An 18,598-nucleotide genomic window follows, 5' to 3' on the forward strand; every position below is an offset into this window, starting at 1 on the left:
TCCCTATAAAAAACAGCAACTTAGAGAATTGTATACAACCCATACCACTGGTCGGGTTTCGATTGTCACCGTCTCGATACAACCTCAGGATCGCGCCGTCATCCTCTTGAGGTTCCTCTATGAAGTTCTCCTCGATTCTCTTGTTGTCCCTTGGCCTGGTCAGCGGCGCAGCCATGGCCGGTGGCACCACCGAAGCCGGTGTGGGCGGCGCATTGGGCGGGGTTCTAGGTTCGGTCGTAGGTCAGCAACTGGGCGGTAACACCGGTTCAGCCATCGGTGCGGCTCTTGGCGGCGCAGGCGGCAGTGCGGTCGGCGCAGACAAGCGCAGCCGCGGCGAAGCTGCCATTGGCGGCGCATTGGGCGCAGCCGGCGGTAACGTTGTAGGCCGCAGTGTCGGCGGCAGCACCGGCAGCCTGATCGGCGCAGCCGCCGGCGGTGGCGCTGGTGGCGCGCTGGGCAACTACATGGGCAATAAGAGCGATGACGATGATCGTCGTTACCGCGGGCGCGATAACCGCCGCTATGACCGCGACGACCATCGCGGGCGCGGCCATGCTTATGGGCATCGCAAGAACAAGCATCACTATCGCCACCACCGGTAACACGCGAATCAAAAGAACACAGCGGATTTAATGTGGGAGCGGCGGTGCGACGATTCGACTTGCTCGCGAAAGCGCTGGGTCAGTCGCCGGATGTATTGGCTGATCCACCGCCTTCGCGAGCAAGCCCGCTCACACATTTGATTTTCATTGTTTCGCAGATCGTATTCAGACCACCAATCGCTGTAACGCCTCGCGCAATATCCCCGGAATCGCCACCGGCTGGTTCGACGCCCGATCCACAAACACATGCACAAACCTCCCCGCTGCGCAGGCGTCCTCTTCGCCTGCCTTGAACACCGCCAACTCATACTGCACCGAACTGTTGCCCAACTTGCCCACCCGCAGGCCGATCTCAATGCGGTCCGGAAAGGCAATCGAGGCGAAGTAGTCGCACGCCGAACTCACCACAAACCCAACCACTTCGCCATCATGAATATCCAACCCGCCCTGCTCGATCAGGTAGGTATTCACCGCCGTGTCGAAGAAGCTGTAGTAGGTGACGTTATTCACATGGCCATATACATCGTTGTCGTGCCAGCGCGTGATGATCGGCTGGAAGTGGCGGTAATCGGCGCGTTGTGGCATGGCGTTGGTCATCGGTAAAACCCGGGCAAGAAGAGGCTCTCTTGATACTGGGTTCAAGCATGACCCGCAAGCCTAGGTTGGGCTTTGCTCAATCGTTTGCTGGACGCACGCCATACGCTTGAGTGTTTGATCCGTCTCGGCCGATTGCTGCAGGCACTGGTGATAGGCGCTGATATAGGCCTCGACTGCGGCGCTGGCCTGCTGTGGCGTAACACGCGCCAGATACTCCACGAACGAACGCCGGCCGATCTGGAAGTGTTGGTAATCCAGCGGAAAATCCCAATAGCCACCCCAGGTCAAAAAGCCGTGCTCGGCAAACAGGTCAATCACCTCTTCCGCCCGACCCGGGCGCGCCGGCTTGCCGGGGCGAGCATCCAGGCGGTTAACGGCAGTCGCGGTACTTGCCTTGGGCTCAACAGTGGCCTGGCCGGTGAATTCACCTCGTGGGTTACGCCCGAACAAAACGAATGGGTTTTGCAGAGGGTTAAGGTCAATTGCGGCGCCGTAGGCGTGCAGCGACCACCCCGAAGCGCCACTGACCTGCCGCCCATTAAAACCACTGGTATTGTTGCGGGCCATCGAGACCTTGTCATTGCCTCGATAGGTTTCCAGCCTGACCGCCTGATGCACCGGGAACCGACGTTGCAGCAACTGCCTGAAGATTTCCTCCACATGGGGCGCGATGGCATCCAGCACCACAAGCTGCCCGTTGTTATGCAGCACTCCGCCAAAGTCCACGTAGCTGAACGTCACCCGCGCCAGGCGTGCGCAGGGCAATGGATTGGCGGCGGTGATGGTGTTGCGAAGCTGCATCTGCCGACAGTCATTCACGCTCAACGGGATGACCGAGGCCAGCGTGCCTTGTGCGACCAGCAACCCGGCGAGCAGCAAGACACCGGGGACAACACCACGAGAAAAACCAAAAGCCATGGGCAATTCCTTTGCAGAAGAAGTGGAGCATCAAACCTTCTCACCTGCGGGCACGGTCCGACTGTCGGCGGCGTCTGCCACTGGAAGGGAAAGCGCGACCTTCCAGACCGGAAATCAGAGTGCCTCCAACCCTGCCTCCGCCCATTCACGAACCTCTGCATAGGGATACTCCTCCAGTACCGCGAAACCTGGAATCCCTCGTGCCTTCAGCTTGGTAAACAACGGCACGCTGAGACCGCATAAAAACCGTGTCAGCCGCTCCGCGCTTGGCAAGTCGCCGCTGTACTCATGGTGGCTGTGGATAAATTCGCCGCAAAGCGCGAGAAAGTTTTTATCCACAAGCGGCGGCAAGCTCGGCGGCGCCGGCAAGTGGGCGACGTTACCGTGGCATACCGAGCAGTGCCCGCACTGCCGGGGCGCGTTTTCATCACCGAAGTAATGCGCCAGGCGGTAACCCAGGCACTCCTGTGTCGCGAACAGATCCAGCATGGCGTGAATCCGCGCCACCTCCGTCACCTCATGCTGCTTGAAGCCTGTGTATAACTCCGTGCTCAGCGCCTGTGGATCGAAGTCGGTATTCAGCAGGGCGTAGACCTCGGTCATCTGCCGGCTTTCCATCTCGATCAGGCCTTGTTCCTGAAAGTAATCCAGGGCCTTCACCACCCGGCTGCGCTCGGCCTGGTGCTGTTGATACAGCGCGTCGAAGTCCACCGTCGCCCAGGTTTTCGCCCGTTTGCAGACCTGGATAATCGCTTCGACAAACTGCTGCCGCTCGCCGGTAAAACGCGCCAGCAATGCCTCTGGTTCAATCAAATACTTGAAGCGGTATTCGGCATAAAACGCGTAGCGCGGCGCAATCACAGCCTTGAGTTCAAGCTGCACGAGCAAGGTCTTCAGCGGTAGTTCACGGATGTTGCTGTGATCCGACAGTGACCGGAGCATAAACTCCCACTGTCCATCGGCACGGACCGCCTTTATTTCCTCCAGGACTCGGCGAATACCTTCCTGTTCCGGCGTATCGCCGTACACAAAGTTTTCCAGGATATTCAGGCTGTCGCGGTTGGCCAGAACCAGACACTCAGACGGCTGCCCATCACGCCCGGCACGGCCGATTTCCTGGCTGTAGTTCTCGATGGATTTGGGCAGGTCGAAGTGCACCACGTTGCGGATATCGCTCTTGTCGATGCCCATGCCGAAGGCAATGGTGGCGACGATGCAATTGGACTGGCCCCCCATGAACCGCTTCTGAATGCCCTCACGCTTATCGTGAGCCAGGCCCGCGTGATAAGCCTCGGCCTGGATTCCATTGCGATTCAAATGCTCGGCAATCTGCTCCGCGGTTTTTTGCAGCGTGACGTAGACGATGCTTGGCTGATTGGCTCGCTCCTGCATCCACGTCACCAGCCGTCGTCGCTTGTCCTGGCCACTGACGGGCTCAACCAGCAGGTTGAGGTTGGAGCGGTAGAACCCGGTGGTGATCACATTGTCAGGTGCAATGGCGAACTTGGCCTGCATGTCAGCGATCACCTTGGGCGTCGCCGTGGCGGTCAGCAGCAGCGCCTGGGGGATGCGGAACTGGCGTTGGTAATCCGGCAGCTTCAGGTAGTCCGGGCGAAAGTTATGGCCCCATTCGGAAATACAGTGAGCCTCATCCACCACCAGCAGCGAGATCGGCACGCTTTGCAGGAAGTTGCGAAAGCGCTCGTTCTTCAAGCGCTCCACGGAAACCATCAGGATCTTCAGCTCGCCCGAACGCGCCCGGGCCATGACGTCATTGGCATCATCGCGGCTCTGGGCCGAGTCGATGCTGCCCGCCGAGATACCGTGGCGCTGCAGGAAACCCAACTGGTCCTGCATCAGCGCCAGCAACGGCGACACCACCAGCGTCAGGTGCGGCAGCAACACGGCGGAAAGTTGATAACACAGGGACTTGCCGGAACCGGTGGGGAAAATCGCCGCCGCCGAACGACCGGCCAGCACGGCACTGACCACCGCCTCCTGGCCCAAACGAAACTGTGGATAACCAAAGACCTGTTGGAGGGTGTTGTGCATAAGCTGTCACTCCATTGACCGCTGAACGAGCCCAAAACATAGACCAGCGCATTCAGCGAATCGAGAAAGGTCGCAAGGAAAAAAGAGTCTGGATGATACACAGCCTGGGAAGTGGAGTAGGCACCCGTAAGAAACGTTCCACCTTTACGCAGGACGCATCTCGAAACTCATTGCGCTACAATCAAGCTTCGCACCGAGAGGACGCTGTCATGGCCGAACTGACGTTTGAGCAAAAGCAGGATCACTACCACAAGATCCGCCGTTCCAACTACCTGGCCAGCCTGCGCCTGGAGGGGTTCGACACCCAGCCCGCCGATGTCGACAAACCCCTGCCGACCCGCGAAGCCGTCCTCGCCAAGTACCGCAACACCCCACGCTGATGCTCGACAAATATGGTGTGGGCCAGGACCCGTACTGCTACCCCGGTAGCAGCGTCCTGCGCAACCGCCTCGATTTGTTCGACGAAGAACGCCTGCATCAGGCCGAACGGGAATTGTCTGAAATTGCCGTCGGCAGCCTTCCGCTGTATCCGCCGCCCTACGACCTTGAACGCCTGCAACACATCCACCGCACCCTGTTCGGGGACATCTACGAATGGGCCGGGGAACTGCGTACGGTCAACATCCAGAAAGGCGACACGCTGTTCTGCACACCGGAGCGTATCCCGCCTGAGGCGAGCAAGATCATCCAGCACATGGCGCAGGCCAACTGGTTTGTCGGGGTGACGCAGGCAGAGTTGGTGACGCAAATTGCCGAGGCCTATGGCGACCTCAACGTGATCCACCCGTTTCGCGAAGGGAACGGCCGGGCGCAGCGGATTCTGTTCGAGCAGATCATCGTCAACGCCGGGTTTTCGGTGAATTGGTGGCTGGTGAAGAACGCGGCGTGGATACCGGCGAATATCGACGCGGTGGCGTGTGATTACCGGGGGTTGGAGGCGATTTTCGAGCGGTGTATCAGTACCCCGCGCTAGCCGCCGTCAAGCGAACACCACCCGAGCAACCACACAGCTAAAAATGTGGGAGCTGGCTTGCCTGCGATAGCGGTGTGTCAGAAAACACTTCTACCACTGACACACCGCCATCGCGGGCAAGCCCGGCTCCCACATTTGAACTGTTTCGTTTGAAGGATCATGGTTCGATCGATAAAGTCAGTCGCCCTGCCCACTCACGCGTAACCACCATGAACCTGGCCCCCAACTTTCCTGAAGACCTTGCCATGCAACAGCTCTTGCAACTGCTGCATGAAGAAATTGGCCTGCCTGAACATAAGACGCTGCGCCTTGAAACGGCCATCAACCTGGACCTGGGTTGCGACGGCGCCGAAGCCAATCAATTCATGGAAGCGCTGGAACAAGACTTCGCCGTAGACCTGAACGACTTCGACGCTTATCGTTACTTCCAACCTCCCGCCTTCGACGTATTCCTGAAACACCGAGCCAAAGGCCGCGGCGACAAAATCCCGCTGACCATCGGCATGCTTTACCTCGCGATCAAGACACACCGCTGGGACACTCAAACCCTGGAAAACCTGAGCGAACACACACCTCAAACACGCTAAAGATCTAATGTGGGAGCCGGGCTTGCCCGCGATGAGGCCCGAACAGTCACACACCTATAAGCCAATACAGCGCAGCCTTCAAAAAATAACAAGGACCTTACATGGACGTACTAATGGGCCTGCTGGCCGCCCTGCTCTGGGGCGGCACGGACTTCCTCGTCGGCCTCAACGCCCGAGCCGTCGGCGTCAAACGCGCGGTGTACTTCGGCCAGGCCCTGGGCTTCCTGATCATGACCCTGCTGCTGGTCATATTCCCGGCCTTCCTCGTCAAATCCCTCGCAGCGCCTTTGAGTGTCTGGCTCCTGGGCGCCGCAGCAGCGCTGCTGACCGTCTCCGGCGCCCTCGCACTGTCCAAGGCCTTCGCTCTGGGCAAAGCGGCCATCGTTGCGCCTCTGGTGACGTCCTACGGCGTGGTGACTACGTTGCTGTCATGGGCCAGCGGCGAACACATCAGCCTGAGCCAGCTAGGCTGCATCGCCTTGTGCGTGGTGGGTGTGATCCTCTCCAGCATCCACAAGGACAACGGCGTGCCTCACAACAACTCCAGCAGCTCGATCGGCTACGCGATGCTCGCAGCGTTGCTCTACGGCACCAGTTTTTGGGTGCAGGGTCGTTACACCCTGCCGACACTTGGCCCGGTCACGATGCTTTGGCTGGGTTACCTGGTAGGGCTATGCGTATTGGTGTTGATGGTGCTCAAAGTCAAAGACGGCCTGAAAATCCCGCCGCTGAAAAACTGCGCAACGCTGACCGGCGCGAGCGTGATGAACCTGGGTGGATTCTCGGCATTCTCGTGGGGTGCAATGGCGGGATCGGTTTCGGTAGTAACCGTGATCAGTACCTTATCCGGCGGGATCGCCGCGATCCTGGGGTTTGTATTTTTCAAGGAACGACTGTCGGCAGTGCAAATAACCGGTGTGGTGCTGGTGTTGGTCGGAGCTGTGGTATTGCACCTCGTCGACTAATTCTTCGCCCACAAAAAAGCCGCCCACAAGGGGCGGCTTTTTCACAACGGCCGAATCTTACAACTTCGGACCCGCAGCCTTGATCGCATCGCTCACTTCAAACTTCTTGAAGTTCTCAACGAACAGACCCGCCAGCGCCTTGGCGGCTTCATCGTAAGCAGCCTTGTCAGCCCAGGTGTTACGTGGGTTCAGCAGGCCAGTCTCGACGCCCGGTACAGCCAATGGCACGTCCAGGTTGATGGTGTCGAGGTGCTCGGTCTCGGCACCAATCAACGCACCGCTCTGGATCGCTGCAATCACGCCACGGGTGGTCGGGATGTTGAAGCGCTTGCCAACGCCGTAGCCGCCGCCGGTCCAGCCGGTGTTGACCAGGTAAACCTTGGAGCCGAAGCCGCGGATGCGCTTGATCAGCAGTTCTGCGTATTCGCCAGCCGGGCGCGGGAAGAACGGTGCGCCGAAGCAGGTGGAGAAGGTCGACTTGATGCCGGCGCCCGAACCCATTTCGGTCGAGCCCACCAGTGCGGTGTAACCGGACAGGAAGTGGTAGGCCGCTTGTTCTTCGCTGAGGATCGAGACTGGCGGCAGTACGCCGGTCAGGTCGCAGGTCAGGAAGATCACGGCGTTTGGCTCGCCACCGAAGTTTTTCTCGGAGCGCTTGGCAACGTGTTCCAGCGGGTAGGCGGCGCGGCTGTTCTGGGTCAGGCTGACGTCAGCGTAGTCGGCGTGCTTGGCGTCATCGATGACGACGTTTTCCAGCACGGCGCCGTGCTTGATGGCTTTCCAGATAACCGGCTCGTTCTTCTCGGACAGGTCGATGCACTTGGCATAGCAACCGCCTTCGATGTTGAACACAACGCCTTCGCCCCAGCCGTGTTCGTCGTCGCCGATCAGGTAGCGGCTTTCGTCGGCGGACAGGGTGGTTTTACCCGTGCCCGACAGGCCGAAGAACAGGGTCACGTCGCCTGCTTCGCCGATGTTGGCGGCGCAGTGCATCGGCAGTACGTCGGAGGCCGGCAGCAGGAAGTTCTGCACCGAGAACATGGCTTTTTTCATCTCACCGGCGTAACGCATGCCGGCGATCAGCACTTTTTTCTGGGCAAAGTTAAGGATCACGCAACCGTCGGAGTTGGTGCCGTCACGCTCTGGCACGCATTCGAAGTTGGCTACGTTGAGCACTTGCCACTCTTCACGACCGGCGGGGTTGTACTGGGCCGGGTTGATGAACAGGCAACGACCGAACAGGTTCTGCCAGGCAGTCTGGGTGGTCATTTTCACGGCCAGGTAGTGGTCTTCTGCAGCCCCTACGTGAACGTGGGAAACGAAATGCTCTTGCGCGTTGTTGAATGCCTCGACGCGAGCCCACAGGGCATCGAACTTGTCGGCCGGGAACTTGCGGTTGATCGGGCCCCAGGCAATGGCAGCCTGGGTGGAAGGCTCTTCAACAATGAAGCGGTCGACTGGCGAACGGCCGGTACGATGACCGGTTTCTACGACCAGCGCGCCGGTATCGGCAAGCACGCCTTCACCGCGCTGCAGGGCTTCTTTGACCAGATCGTCAACACTCAGATCGGTGTATACGGCGTTATTGGCTTGCGTCATGAGGTTCCCCGTCGGCCAGTGGCCGAGTGCTCCAAACGTTTTGTAGTAGAAAGTTGCGCACTACTACCGCGAAAAAAGTGGGCCGGATTATGCCAGAAAAGCCCAAAAAGAGTAGGGCCCTCCGGTCAGAACGGCGGAAATCCGGCGTTTGTCAGGTGATTTACCTGTGCTTAAACGTTTTAGTGGCGGGTGCCTGAAGGGGTGTCTACGCCCGCGCCGGCGAATAATTGAGCAATATCGGCGGCGTCGAACAGGTAGCGCTGGTTGCAGAACTGGCAGTCGATCTCGATGTTGCCACCGTGTTCCACCACCAGGGCCTGCGCATCTTCCAGACCCAGGCTGACCAGGGCAGTGGCCGAACGCTCGCGGGAGCAACTGCAGTGGAAGTGCAGGGATTGCACGTCGAACAGGCGCACGGCCTCTTCGTGGTAGAGGCGGTGCAGAATGGTTTCGTTGTCCAGGCCCAGCAGTTCTTCGGCTTTCAAGGTACCGGCCAGGGCGGTGATATGGGCCCAGCTGTCGGCACGGTCTTCTTCATCCTTGATACGGTCGGCCGGCAATTGTTGCAGCAACAGGCCACGGGCGCGCTTGCCGTCGGCGTTCAGCCAGAAGCGGGTGCCGACTTGCTGGGACATCACGAAATAGTTGGTGAAGCAGTCGGACAGGGTTTCGCCATCGAGGTCGACGATGCCTTGGTAACGCTGGCCTTCAGTCGGGTCGACAGTCAGTGCCAGCACGCCGTCAGGCATCAGGTCAGCCAGGGTGGCATCGGGAGCGATCCGGTCCGCGTCGTATCGGGCCAGGCCACGGATTTCACGCTCGCTGGAGCATTCGATCATCAGCAGCGGGATCGGGCCTTCGGAACGGGCCTGCAGGATCAGCAAGCCATCGAACTTCAGGGTGCCCACCAGCAGCGAGGCAGCCGCCATCAGCTCGCCGAGCAATTGCGCGACCGGCTCCGGATAGGGGTGCTTGGCGAGGACTTCGGCATAGCTGCGCTCCAGGGCGACCAGTTCGCCACGGGCGTCGCTGTCATCGAAGATGAAGCGTTGGGTGAAGTCGGTATCCGGTAGATCAGTCATAGGTCTGGGTATCTGAATTGATGACAAAAAGATGACAACGTTTATAGAATTACACGCTTTAGCACCATTTTGGTGCGGCCTTCTCCAGGAAAACGAAGCGCTTTAAAGCAAAGAGGAAACAGTTTATGAACAATCCGGGTTTGTTCCAAGCCAGGTGGAACCTCGGGCGATTGGCCCTGTGCAATTTATTCGCTGTGGGGCTGCTGTGTTTTTGGCTCTGGCCAGCGGGCCAGGCGCTCTGTGTGGTTTTCGACGAGTGGCTGTTTCATCTGCTCAACGACCCCTTGGCGAGCAGCCAGGCGTGGTTGCATGTGTGGGCGGTGGCCAGTTTGCGCCCGTTTGATGCCGTGGTGGGGGTGATTCTGCTGGCGCTGTTGATCCGCGGCGACTGGGTGTTCAAGGCGATTGAAGTGCGCCAGGCGTTTTTTGGATTCCTGGGCATTCTGCTGCTGTTGTTGTTTATCCGCATGCTGTTTTCCAAGCTGGCAGCGCAGATGGGCTGGCAACACCATAGCCCGTCGATGGTGATCAGCGGGGCGATTCAGATGAGCCACAATTTTCCAGGCCTTGAGAAAACGTGGGAATTGAAGGACCGCTCCAGCCAGAGCTTCCCGGGGGATCATGCTTCGGTGCTGTTGATCTGGGGGATGTTCATGAGCGTGTTCGCCAAGCGCCTCGGGCACGTCCTGGTGATCTGGGGCCTGGCGCTGCTGTTCATGATGCCGCGGCTGGTGGCCGGCGCGCATTGGGGGCAGGACGACTATATCGGCGGGGTATTGCTGGCGCTGTTGGCGCTGGGTTGGGGTTACTACACGCCCTTTGCGGCGAAAGTTTCAGGGGGGCTGTTGCGGCTGACGGGACCGGTGTTTGAGTGGTTTCAGCGAGTGCCGCTGGTTAATCGCTTGAGCGTGATTCGCAGCGTTTGAGTTGAAGTTGCAGGAGCCGGCCTGGCTCCTGCAGTCTGCCGGTTAATCATCATTACCACTGCCGCGAAACTTGAACAGGTCGCGCCGCTGTTTCTTGCTCGGCTTGCCGTCGGTGGTCATGCCCAGGGAGCCCGCCTTGCGCATGGCCGCCGCGTTTTCGCGCTTGGCGATGCTGGCTTCGGTTTCGGTATACAACGCCTGCGCCTCGGGAGCGCCTTTTCGCACAATTGAAAGCGCCTGGACCACGACGGTTCGCTCATCAAACCCGGCACGGATCTGGAACTCATCGCCGATGCGCGGCTCCTTGCCGGGCTTGCAACGCTCGCCGCGCCAATGCACTTTGCCACTCTCGATGGCCGCTTTGGCCAGGGCGCGGGTCTTGAAGAAGCGCGCCGCCCACAACCACTTGTCCAGCCGAACCTTTTCTTCCTCTTCCTGCTTCTGAGCCACTTGAATTCCTCGCTCTGAAAAATGTCGCAACTTTACCGTTGAACCCCTTCAACGCATAAACCCTTCACCTCACCTAAGATACGCCAGGCAGTATCCTGTTTTCGCGAGGTTAACGTGTGACCGACTTTCCTGTTTCACTCACCTCACCCAAACAAGACTGTGCGGGTTGCCAGCAAAGTGAGCCGCTGGGTTTTGAGTTTGATTTTGCGTATCAGCCTATCGTGGACCTGCGGGACCAGTCGATCTTTGCCCATGAAGCCCTGGTGCGCGGGGTCAACGGTGAGGGCGCGTTGTCGGTGCTGGATCAAGTCAACGACAGCAATCGCTACCGTTTCGACCAGCAATGCCGCACCAAGGCGATTGCCACCGCCTCGACACTGGGCATGCAGACGCACCTTTCAATCAACTTCATGCCCAACGCGGTGTACCGGCCGGAACTTTGCATTCGCAGCACCCTGGAGGCAGCTCGCGCGCACAATTTTCCGCTGGACCGCCTGATTTTCGAAACACTGGAAAGCGAGCACGTAGATAACTATCGCCATTTGACGAATATTCTGCGTGAATACCGCGAATTCGGCTTCAAGACCGCCATCGACGATTTCGGGGCGGGCTATTCGGGGCTGAATCTGCTGGCCGATTTCCAACCTGACCTGATCAAACTCGACATGGCGCTGATCCGCGATGTCGACCGTGATCGTGTCCGTCAGGTGATCGTCCGGGGGATTGTCATAATCTGTGAGCAGTTGGGCGTTACTGTCATCGCCGAAGGCATCGAAAGTGCCGGCGAACGAGACTTTCTCGCCGACTGTGGAATTTTCCTGATGCAAGGCTACTGGTTCGCCAAGCCTGCATTCAAAGCCCTGGCCAAGGTATCACCCGAGGCCTGGGCGAATTAATTGCTGGTTATTCATATTGAAGACATTTGACCATTTGACCGTTGTGGGTCTGCGTGAGTGGGTGGCACTTCCCGACTTGGGAGTGGCAGGCCTGCGCGCCAAGATCGACACCGGCGCCAGTACCTCAAGCCTGCATGCGACCGAGATCGAGCCATTTGAGCGCGACGGTGCAAAGTGGGTGCGCTTCACCGCGCACCTGGGCAGCGTGGTGCAACTGCGTCACCGACGCTGCGAAGCGCCGCTGGTGGCGATGAAAACCATTAAAAGCTCCAATGGCCAGGCCCAGGTGCGGTATGTGATCAGCACCACCCTGGCCCTGGGCGATCGGGTATGGCGGGTAGAATTCACCCTCGCCTGCCGCAAGGCCATGCGTTACCGCCTGTTGCTGGGCTCCAAGGCCCTGATTGACGGCCAACTGGTGGTCAGTCCCGGCGTCAAATACGTTCAAGACAAGCCGGTGTTCCCGGTCTCTACTACCTCTGCCACAGGTGCTGCATGAAGATCGCTGTGCTGTCGCGTAACCCGCGTCTGTATTCCACCCGTCGCCTGGTCGAGGCCGGCACCGAACGTGGCCATGAGATGGTGGTGATCGATACGTTGCGCGCCTATATGAACATTGCCAGTCATAAGCCGCAGATCCACTACCGGGGCAAACCGCTGGAAGGCTTCGATGCGGTGATCCCGCGTATCGGTGCTTCGGTAACGTTCTATGGCTGCGCAGTGCTGCGCCAGTTTGAAATGATGGGGGTCTCTCCCCTCAATGAATCGGTGGCGATCGCCCGTTCGCGGGACAAACTGCGTTCGCTGCAGCTGCTGTCGCGCCGTGGCATTGGTTTGCCGGTCACCGGCTTTGCACACTCCCCGGATGACATCCCCGACCTGATCGAGATGGTCAACGGTGCACCGCTGGTGATCAAGGTACTGGAAGGCACCCAGGGTATCGGCGTAGTGCTGTGTGAAACCGCGACAGCGGCCGAATCGGTGATCGAGGCGTTTATGGGCCTCAAGCAGAACATCATGGTGCAGGAGTACATCAAGGAAGCTGGCGGTGCGGATATCCGCTGCTTCGTGGTGGGCGACAAGGTGATTGCCGCGATGAAGCGCCAGGCCAAGCCGGGTGAGTTTCGGTCCAACCTGCACCGTGGCGGCAGTGCCAGCCTGATCAAGATCACCCCGGAAGAACGCATGACCGCACTGCGGGCAGCCAAGGTCATGGGGTTGAGCGTGGCGGGTGTGGATATCTTGCGTTCCAATCACGGGCCACTGGTGATGGAGGTGAACTCGTCACCGGGCCTGGAAGGGATTGAGACCACCACCGGCAAGGATGTGGCGGGGATCATCATTCAGCATCTGGAGAAGAGTGGTGGGCCGAATATGACCAGGACCAAAGGCAAAGGTTGAGGACTCCCAACCTGTAAAGCACCGCAAAACCAGTGTGGGAGCGGGCTTGCTCGCGAAGGCGGTGGATCAGTCAACATTTCTATGGACTGACCCACCGCCTTCGCGAGCAAGCCCGCTCCCACATTTAGACCGCGTCCCTAGGCAGCATCAGCCCCAACGGCAAACGCACCCGTGCTTCCAAACCGCCATCCGGCCGGTTACGCAATTCGACATTGCCGCCATGCATCGAAGCAATCCGCCGCACAATCGCCAGCCCCAGGCCCGTGCCTTTGCCACCCCGGGCACGATCACCACGGGTGAACGGGTTGAAGATGCCTTCCAGCTCTGCCGGATCGATACCGGCGCCACGGTCCATGACACTCAGCACCACGTACGGCGCACTGGTATCCCCGGAAACGTAGGCCGCCACTTCCACATCGGAACCGGCGTGATGCAGGGCGTTGCCAATCAGGTTGTTCAGCAGGCGCTTCATCGAGACCCGACGCAACGCGAACGGCTGGATCGGTTCCAGGCGCATCCGCACCTGCTCACCGTTCTGGTTGTAGGGCGCCACCACCTCACGTACCAGGTCCGTCAGGTCGACTTCTTCCACTACCTCGTCGCGACCATCGCGGATAAACGCGAGGAACTGGTCGAGAATCGCGTCCATGTCCTCGATGTCTCGAACCATGTCGTCGGTAAGGTCGGTGTGGTTGCCCATCAGTTCCAGGGAAAGCCGCAAACGCGTCAATGGCGTGCGCAGGTCATGGGACACCCCCGCCAGCATCAGCTCGCGCTCGCGCCCCGCCTGTTCGACATCCTCGGCCATCTGGTTGAACGCGCTGTACACCTCGGTCATTTCACTCGGCGTGTCGCTGATGGGCAGCCGCACGCTACGGCCCTGACCAAGCTGGCGTGCCGCAAACACCAGGCGTTTGAGCGGCTGATTGAGCTGGCGCACGAAAATCCAGGCAGACGCGGTGGAAAGCAAACCAATCGCCAGGAACCAGCCCAACACGTTCCAGATCTTCTGCCCCCGCAATGGATGCGGATACAGCGGCACCTTCAGCCAGTCCTCGCCCAGGCTTGGGGCCCGCACCCAGAGCGCCGGTGATACATGCATGCGTAGCCGCACCTCGGTGTCTTCACCCAGTTCGGCCTGCATCTGGCGTTGGTAGATTTCGCTGTAGGGCCAATGTTGCTCGCCCTCGGGCACACCCGCACCCGCGACCCGGACCAGGGTAGCGGCCTTGGCGATCTTCTCGCGGTTCTCGGGGTCTGCGGCCCAGTAGGCGCGCAAGGTCAGGGCGACACCGTGGCTGTACTGCCGGTCCACCAGCACGTCTTCGTTCATCAACAGATAAACCAGTGTCAGGGCCTTGGAAAACAGTACGACGATGAGCACCAGCCAAAGGGTGCGTGAGAAGAAACTTTGCGGGAACCACAACGGGGTTTTCATAGAAGACAGCTAGACACCTTGCAGGAGCGAGCGAGGCTCGCAGAATTGCAAACGCCGGGCAACCGGCTGACTCTTATCGAGTCATCACCGGCAAGCCCGCTTCTGCAAATCATCGGTCACTTGGTTGCAGTGCCATCCGGCACAAACACGTAACCCACGCCCCACACCGTCTGGATATAACGCGGCTTGGATGGATCGGGTTCGATCATCCGGCGCAGACGGGAGATTTGTACGTCGATGGAGCGCTCCAGGGCGTCCCATTCGCGGCCGCGGGCCAGGTTCATCAGCTTGTCGCGGGTAAGCGGCTGGCGCGCGTTCATCACCAACGCCTTGAGCACGGCGAATTCGCCGGTGGTCAACATGTGCACTTCATCGCCACGCTTGAGCTCACGGGTGGCCAATGACAGCTCGTAGTCGCCGAAGGTCACGCTTTCGTCTTCGCTGCCTGGAGCACCCGGTACCGGGGCAGCCTGGCGGCGCAGTACGGCCTTGACCCGCGCCATCAGCTCATCCGGGTTGAACGGCTTGGCCAGGTAATCGTCAGCGCCCAGTTCCAGGCCCTTGATACGGCTCAGCTCATCGCCCTTGGCGGTCAGCATGATGATCGGGATCTGATTGTTGGCGCCGCGCAGGCGTTTGCAGGCGGTCAGGCCGTCTTCGCCGGGCAGCATCAGGTCCAGCACCACCAGGTTGAAGACTTCACGTCCCAACAGGCGGTCCATCTGTTCGGTGTTTGGCACCGCGCGTGCGCGATAGCCCTTGGAGTTGAAGAAACGCTCCAGCAGGCTGCTCAGCCCCGGATCGTCATCAACGATGAGAATTTTTTCGCCTTCAGCAGTTTGTGCAGTGCTGCTCATTAGATGCTCCTCTTATCTCGGCGCGCATTATGGCGTAGCTGCCGTTATACGCACCGTGTGCATTGTTAGCAGATTTTTCCTCTACCGCCAGCGAACCCGCGCCCTACAACCTTGGCCGCAATCCCCCCAAGGGCGGAACGCTGGTTATAATGCGGCGCCTTTGTGCAGGGCAACGTCAGTTCGTTGCCGTTTACTGCCAGGGGATTTTTTTCACCCGCTTGTAGTGATTTTTTCGATTTCGAGGGTCAATAGGCTGCCTCTTGACCCAGGCAGCGGCGCCAGTCGGGCCGCTCAACCAGCCTCGCAAGCCTTGTTTTCCGGGCCTGCGAGCCTGCTTTCAGAATTTCAGGTGGTTTTATGGACAGCATCAACAGCCGCATCGCCGAGGAACTCGGTGTACGCCCACAACAGGTCGAAGCGGCCGTCGCTCTACTGGATGAAGGCTCCACAGTGCCCTTCATCGCCCGTTACCGTAAAGAAGTCACCGGCAGCCTCGATGATATCCAGTTGCGGCATCTGGAAGAGCGCCTGCGCTACCTGCGAGAACTCGACGAACGGCGTATCAGCATCCTCGCCAGCATCGAAGAGCAAGGCAAGCTGACCCCGCAACTGGAACGCGACATCAAGCTCGCCGACACCAAGACCCGCCTCGAAGACTTGTACCTGCCGTACAAGCAGAAGCGCCGCACCAAGGGCCAGATCGCCCTGGAAGCCGGCCTCGGCGAGCTGGCCGACGGTCTGTTCAACGACCCGTCCCTGGCCCCGGAAACCGAAGCTGCACGTTTTGTCGATGCCGAAAAAGGCGTGGCCGACGTCAAGGCCGCCCTCGAAGGCGCCAAGTACATCCTCATGGAGCGCTTCGCGGAAGACGCCAACCTGCTGGAAAAACTGCGCAATTACCTGAAGCAGGAAGCCACCCTCAGTGCCCGCGTGATCGCCGGCAAGGAAGAGGAAGGCGCCAAGTTCCGCGATTACTTCGAACACGACGAGCCGCTGAAAAGCATGCCGTCCCACCGCGCCCTCGCGATTTTCCGCGGTCGCAACGAAGGCATCCTGAGCTCCGCGCTGAAAGTCGGCGACGAGCTGCCGGGTACCATGCACCCCTGCGAAGGCATGATCGGTCAACAATTCGGCATCCAGAATCAGAATCGTCCTGCGGACAAATGGCTCAGTGAAGTCGTGCGCTGGACCTGGAAGGTCAAGCTCTATACCCACCTGGAAACCGACCTGCTGGGCGAGTTGCGCGACGGCGCCGAGACCGAAGCCATCAGCGTGTTCGCCCACAACCTGCACGACCTGCTGCTGGCCGCGCCAGCCGGCCCACGCGCGACCCTGGGCCTCGACCCGGGCCTGCGCACCGGCTGCAAGGTTGCCGTGGTCGACGCCACCGGCAAGCTGCTCGACCATGCCACGGTTTACCCCCACGTGCCGCACAACAAGTGGGACCAGACCATCGCGATCCTGGCCGCCTTGTGCGCCAAGCACTCGGTGGACCTGATCGCCATCGGTAACGGCACCGCCAGCCGTGAAACCGACAAGCTGGCCGCCGAGCTGATCAAAAAATACCCGGGCATGCAGATGACCAAGGTGATGGTCTCCGAGGCCGGCGCTTCGGTGTACTCCGCGTCTGAACTGGCTTCCAAGGAATTCCCGGACCTCGACGTGTCGATCCGTGGCGCCGTGTCCATCGCTCGCCGCCTGCAGGATCCATTGGCCGAACTGGTGAAGATCGATCCGAAATCCATCGGCGTCGGCCAGTACCAGCACGACGTATCGCAGCTGAAACTGGCACGCGGTCTGGATGCAGTAGTGGAAGACTGCGTGAACAAGGTCGGTGTGGATGTGAACACCGCCTCGGTAGCGCTGTTGGCCCGAATTTCCGGCCTTAACGCCACCCTGGCACAGAACATCGTGACCCACCGCGACGAAAACGGTGCGTTCAAGACCCGTGCAGCGCTGAAAAAAGTCGCACGCCTTGGCGAAAAAACCTTCGAACAAGCCGCCGGCTTCCTGCGCGTCATGAACGGCGACAACCCGCTGGACTCCTCGGCCGTCCACCCGGAAGCCTACCCGCTGGTACAACGCATCGCCGCTGAAACCGACCGTGACATCCGCTCGCTGATCGGCGACGCCGCGTTCCTCAAGCGCCTGGACCCGAAAAAGTACACCGACGAAACCTTCGGCGTGCCGACCATCACCGACATCCTGCAAGAGCTGGAAAAACCGGGCCGCGACCCGCGTCCCGAGTTCAAGACAGCCGAGTTCCAGGACGGCGTCGAAGACCTCAAGGACCTGCAACTGGGGATGATCCTCGAAGGTGTGGTGACCAACGTGACCAACTTTGGCGCGTTTGTGGATATCGGCGTGCATCAGGACGGTTTGGTGCACATCTCCGCGCTTTCGGAGAAGTTCATCAAGGACCCGCGCGAAGCGGTAAAAGCCGGTGACGTGGTCAAGGTCAAGGTCATGGAAGTCGACATCCCGCGCAAACGCGTCGGCCTGTCGATGCGCATGAGCGACACACCGGGCGAGAAAATCGACGGTGCCCGCGGCGCACGCCCAGGCTCGGCGCCACGCCAGTCCCAAGGCACTGCGCCCCGCAAGGAAACCGCCGCGCCAGCCCCGGCCAATAACGCCATGGCTTCGCTGTTCGCCAACGCCAAACAACTGAAGAAACGTTAATGGAACTGCCAGCCGGCTTGACTCACAGCGCTTTCAGCGAACTCATTGGCTGCCGCCTGCAACGCCTGGAAACCGGGGTTGCAGAGGTGGCCATGACCCTGGAGCCGCAGTTGCGCAACCGCGCTGGCAAGCTCCATGGCGGGGCGATCTTCAGCCTGGTGGACATTGCCATGGGGCTGGCCTGTTCCAGCTCCCATGGTTTCGACCAGCAAAGCGCGACCATTGAATGCAAGATCAACTACATCCGCGCCGTTTCCGACGGCGATGTGCTGTGCACTGCCCGGGTGATTCACCCCGGTCGGCGTACGCTAGTGGTCGAGGCTGACGTGTACCAGGACGAAAAACTGGTCGCAAAAGCACAAGGCACCTTCGCTGTCCTATAGCTCCCTGTCATCGATTTGAGTTAATTTCGGCGCTTCGAAAGTTGCGCCGAACTTTTCCTCGTGCGCGATAGCCAGATTCAGGGACGAAGGCGGCTCTTTCAGAGTGGGTCAATCCGGCTCGAAAACCAGGCGATAACGCCAGTTTCCACTTCACCCTTGTAGACCGTCCTGCCCACCCCCATATTGGGGC

19 protein-coding genes are annotated in these 18,598 nt (G+C 59.8%); 11 read left to right on the forward strand and 8 right to left on the reverse strand.

The genetic code is table 11. The features are described 5' to 3' along the window. The first annotated feature begins 119 nt into the window (after positions 1-119). Positions 120-602 carry a glycine zipper domain-containing protein gene (locus JFU58_RS31405; RefSeq protein WP_008435777.1) on the forward strand — a complete coding sequence of 161 codons (483 nt, stop codon included), beginning with the start codon at positions 120-122 and terminating at the stop codon, positions 600-602. Positions 603-767: 165 nt separating this feature from the next. Here the strand turns inward: JFU58_RS31405 and JFU58_RS31410 are convergent, their stop codons facing one another. The 3 genes from JFU58_RS31410 to JFU58_RS31420 all read right to left on the reverse strand — a co-directional run bounded on the left by JFU58_RS31410 (position 768) and on the right by JFU58_RS31420 (position 4,169). Further along, a complete protein-coding gene (locus JFU58_RS31410; RefSeq protein WP_063033579.1) occupies positions 768-1,199 on the reverse strand; it encodes an acyl-CoA thioesterase in 432 nt (143 codons plus the stop codon). Between the two features lie 60 nt (positions 1,200-1,259). Beyond that, entirely contained in the window at positions 1,260-2,117 is an 858-nt protein-coding gene (locus tag JFU58_RS31415) for a M15 family metallopeptidase (RefSeq protein ID WP_177071059.1), read from the reverse strand. A gap of 114 nt (positions 2,118-2,231) precedes the next feature. Continuing rightward, entirely contained in the window at positions 2,232-4,169 is a 1,938-nt protein-coding gene (locus tag JFU58_RS31420; RefSeq protein WP_177071058.1) for a RecQ family ATP-dependent DNA helicase, read from the reverse strand. A gap of 209 nt (positions 4,170-4,378) precedes the next feature. Here JFU58_RS31420 and JFU58_RS31425 point away from each other — a divergent pair, with 209 nt between their 5' ends. The 4 genes from JFU58_RS31425 (at position 4,379) to JFU58_RS31440 (ending at position 6,694) form a co-directional block, all read left to right on the forward strand. Beyond that, positions 4,379-4,549 carry a YhfG family protein gene (locus JFU58_RS31425; protein WP_017478120.1) on the forward strand — a complete coding sequence of 57 codons (171 nt, stop codon included), beginning with the start codon at positions 4,379-4,381 and terminating at the stop codon, positions 4,547-4,549. Then, positions 4,549-5,142 (forward strand): putative adenosine monophosphate-protein transferase Fic, encoded by a 594-nt coding sequence (locus tag JFU58_RS31430; protein WP_063033582.1) that lies wholly within the window; start codon positions 4,549-4,551, stop codon positions 5,140-5,142. Before JFU58_RS31425 ends, JFU58_RS31430 begins: the two co-directional genes overlap by 1 nt. A gap of 209 nt (positions 5,143-5,351) precedes the next feature. Beyond that, positions 5,352-5,729: a DUF1493 family protein gene (locus tag JFU58_RS31435; RefSeq protein WP_201143069.1), complete on the forward strand. Its 378-nt coding sequence runs from the start codon at positions 5,352-5,354 to the stop codon at positions 5,727-5,729. A 113-nt stretch (positions 5,730-5,842) separates the two neighbouring features. Beyond that, positions 5,843-6,694, forward strand: a complete 852-nt coding sequence (locus tag JFU58_RS31440; RefSeq protein ID WP_093202865.1) for a DMT family transporter — start codon at positions 5,843-5,845, stop codon at positions 6,692-6,694. 57 nt (positions 6,695-6,751) lie between these two features. On the opposite strand, the gene JFU58_RS31445 is transcribed toward JFU58_RS31440, so the two are convergent. Then, positions 6,752-8,293 (reverse strand): phosphoenolpyruvate carboxykinase, encoded by a 1,542-nt coding sequence (locus JFU58_RS31445; protein ID WP_093202870.1) that lies wholly within the window; start codon positions 8,291-8,293, stop codon positions 6,752-6,754. A 179-nt stretch (positions 8,294-8,472) separates the two neighbouring features. After that, positions 8,473-9,375: an Hsp33 family molecular chaperone HslO gene (gene hslO, locus JFU58_RS31450; RefSeq protein ID WP_063033585.1), complete on the reverse strand. Its 903-nt coding sequence runs from the start codon at positions 9,373-9,375 to the stop codon at positions 8,473-8,475. 125 nt (positions 9,376-9,500) lie between these two features. Here hslO and JFU58_RS31455 point away from each other — a divergent pair, with 125 nt between their 5' ends. After that, positions 9,501-10,301 carry a phosphatase PAP2 family protein gene (locus JFU58_RS31455; RefSeq protein ID WP_201143070.1) on the forward strand — a complete coding sequence of 267 codons (801 nt, stop codon included), beginning with the start codon at positions 9,501-9,503 and terminating at the stop codon, positions 10,299-10,301. Between the two features lie 42 nt (positions 10,302-10,343). On the opposite strand, the gene JFU58_RS31460 is transcribed toward JFU58_RS31455, so the two are convergent. Next, a complete protein-coding gene (locus JFU58_RS31460) occupies positions 10,344-10,751 on the reverse strand; it encodes an RNA-binding S4 domain-containing protein (RefSeq protein ID WP_017478112.1) in 408 nt (135 codons plus the stop codon). Positions 10,752-10,867: 116 nt separating this feature from the next. Here JFU58_RS31460 and rimA point away from each other — a divergent pair, with 116 nt between their 5' ends. Genes rimA through rimK form a run of 3 tightly spaced genes read left to right on the forward strand, consistent with a single transcriptional unit; the run spans position 10,868 to position 13,048 of the window. After that, a complete protein-coding gene (rimA, locus tag JFU58_RS31465; RefSeq protein ID WP_201143071.1) occupies positions 10,868-11,647 on the forward strand; it encodes a S6 modification regulatory phosphodiesterase RimA in 780 nt (259 codons plus the stop codon). A gap of 16 nt (positions 11,648-11,663) precedes the next feature. Next, positions 11,664-12,146 (forward strand): retropepsin-like aspartic endopeptidase RimB, encoded by a 483-nt coding sequence (gene rimB, locus JFU58_RS31470; RefSeq protein ID WP_003213181.1) that lies wholly within the window; start codon positions 11,664-11,666, stop codon positions 12,144-12,146. Continuing rightward, complete coding sequence (gene rimK, locus JFU58_RS31475; protein ID WP_003213178.1) at positions 12,143-13,048, forward strand: 30S ribosomal protein S6--L-glutamate ligase; 906 nt, start codon at positions 12,143-12,145, stop codon at positions 13,046-13,048. The genes rimB and rimK overlap by 4 nt, the downstream gene beginning before the upstream one ends. Positions 13,049-13,172: 124 nt before the next feature. Here the strand turns inward: rimK and JFU58_RS31480 are convergent, their stop codons facing one another. Continuing rightward, positions 13,173-14,486, reverse strand: a complete 1,314-nt coding sequence (locus JFU58_RS31480) for an ATP-binding protein (protein ID WP_003213176.1) — start codon at positions 14,484-14,486, stop codon at positions 13,173-13,175. Between the two features lie 116 nt (positions 14,487-14,602). Continuing rightward, positions 14,603-15,343, reverse strand: coding sequence for an osmolarity response regulator transcription factor OmpR (gene ompR, locus JFU58_RS31485; RefSeq protein ID WP_003213175.1), 741 nt, complete (start codon positions 15,341-15,343; stop codon positions 14,603-14,605). A 357-nt stretch (positions 15,344-15,700) separates the two neighbouring features. Here ompR and JFU58_RS31490 point away from each other — a divergent pair, with 357 nt between their 5' ends. Then, on the forward strand, positions 15,701-18,025 hold the full coding sequence (locus JFU58_RS31490) for a Tex family protein (protein WP_063033588.1): 2,325 nt from the start codon (positions 15,701-15,703) through the stop codon (positions 18,023-18,025). Continuing rightward, positions 18,025-18,408 (forward strand): PaaI family thioesterase, encoded by a 384-nt coding sequence (locus JFU58_RS31495; RefSeq protein ID WP_008435797.1) that lies wholly within the window; start codon positions 18,025-18,027, stop codon positions 18,406-18,408. Before JFU58_RS31490 ends, JFU58_RS31495 begins: the two co-directional genes overlap by 1 nt. Positions 18,409-18,598: the final 190 nt, after the last annotated feature.

It is taken from the genome of Pseudomonas sp. TH34 (assembly GCF_016650865.1).
Lineage (GTDB): Bacteria > Pseudomonadota > Gammaproteobacteria > Pseudomonadales > Pseudomonadaceae > Aquipseudomonas > Aquipseudomonas yamanorum.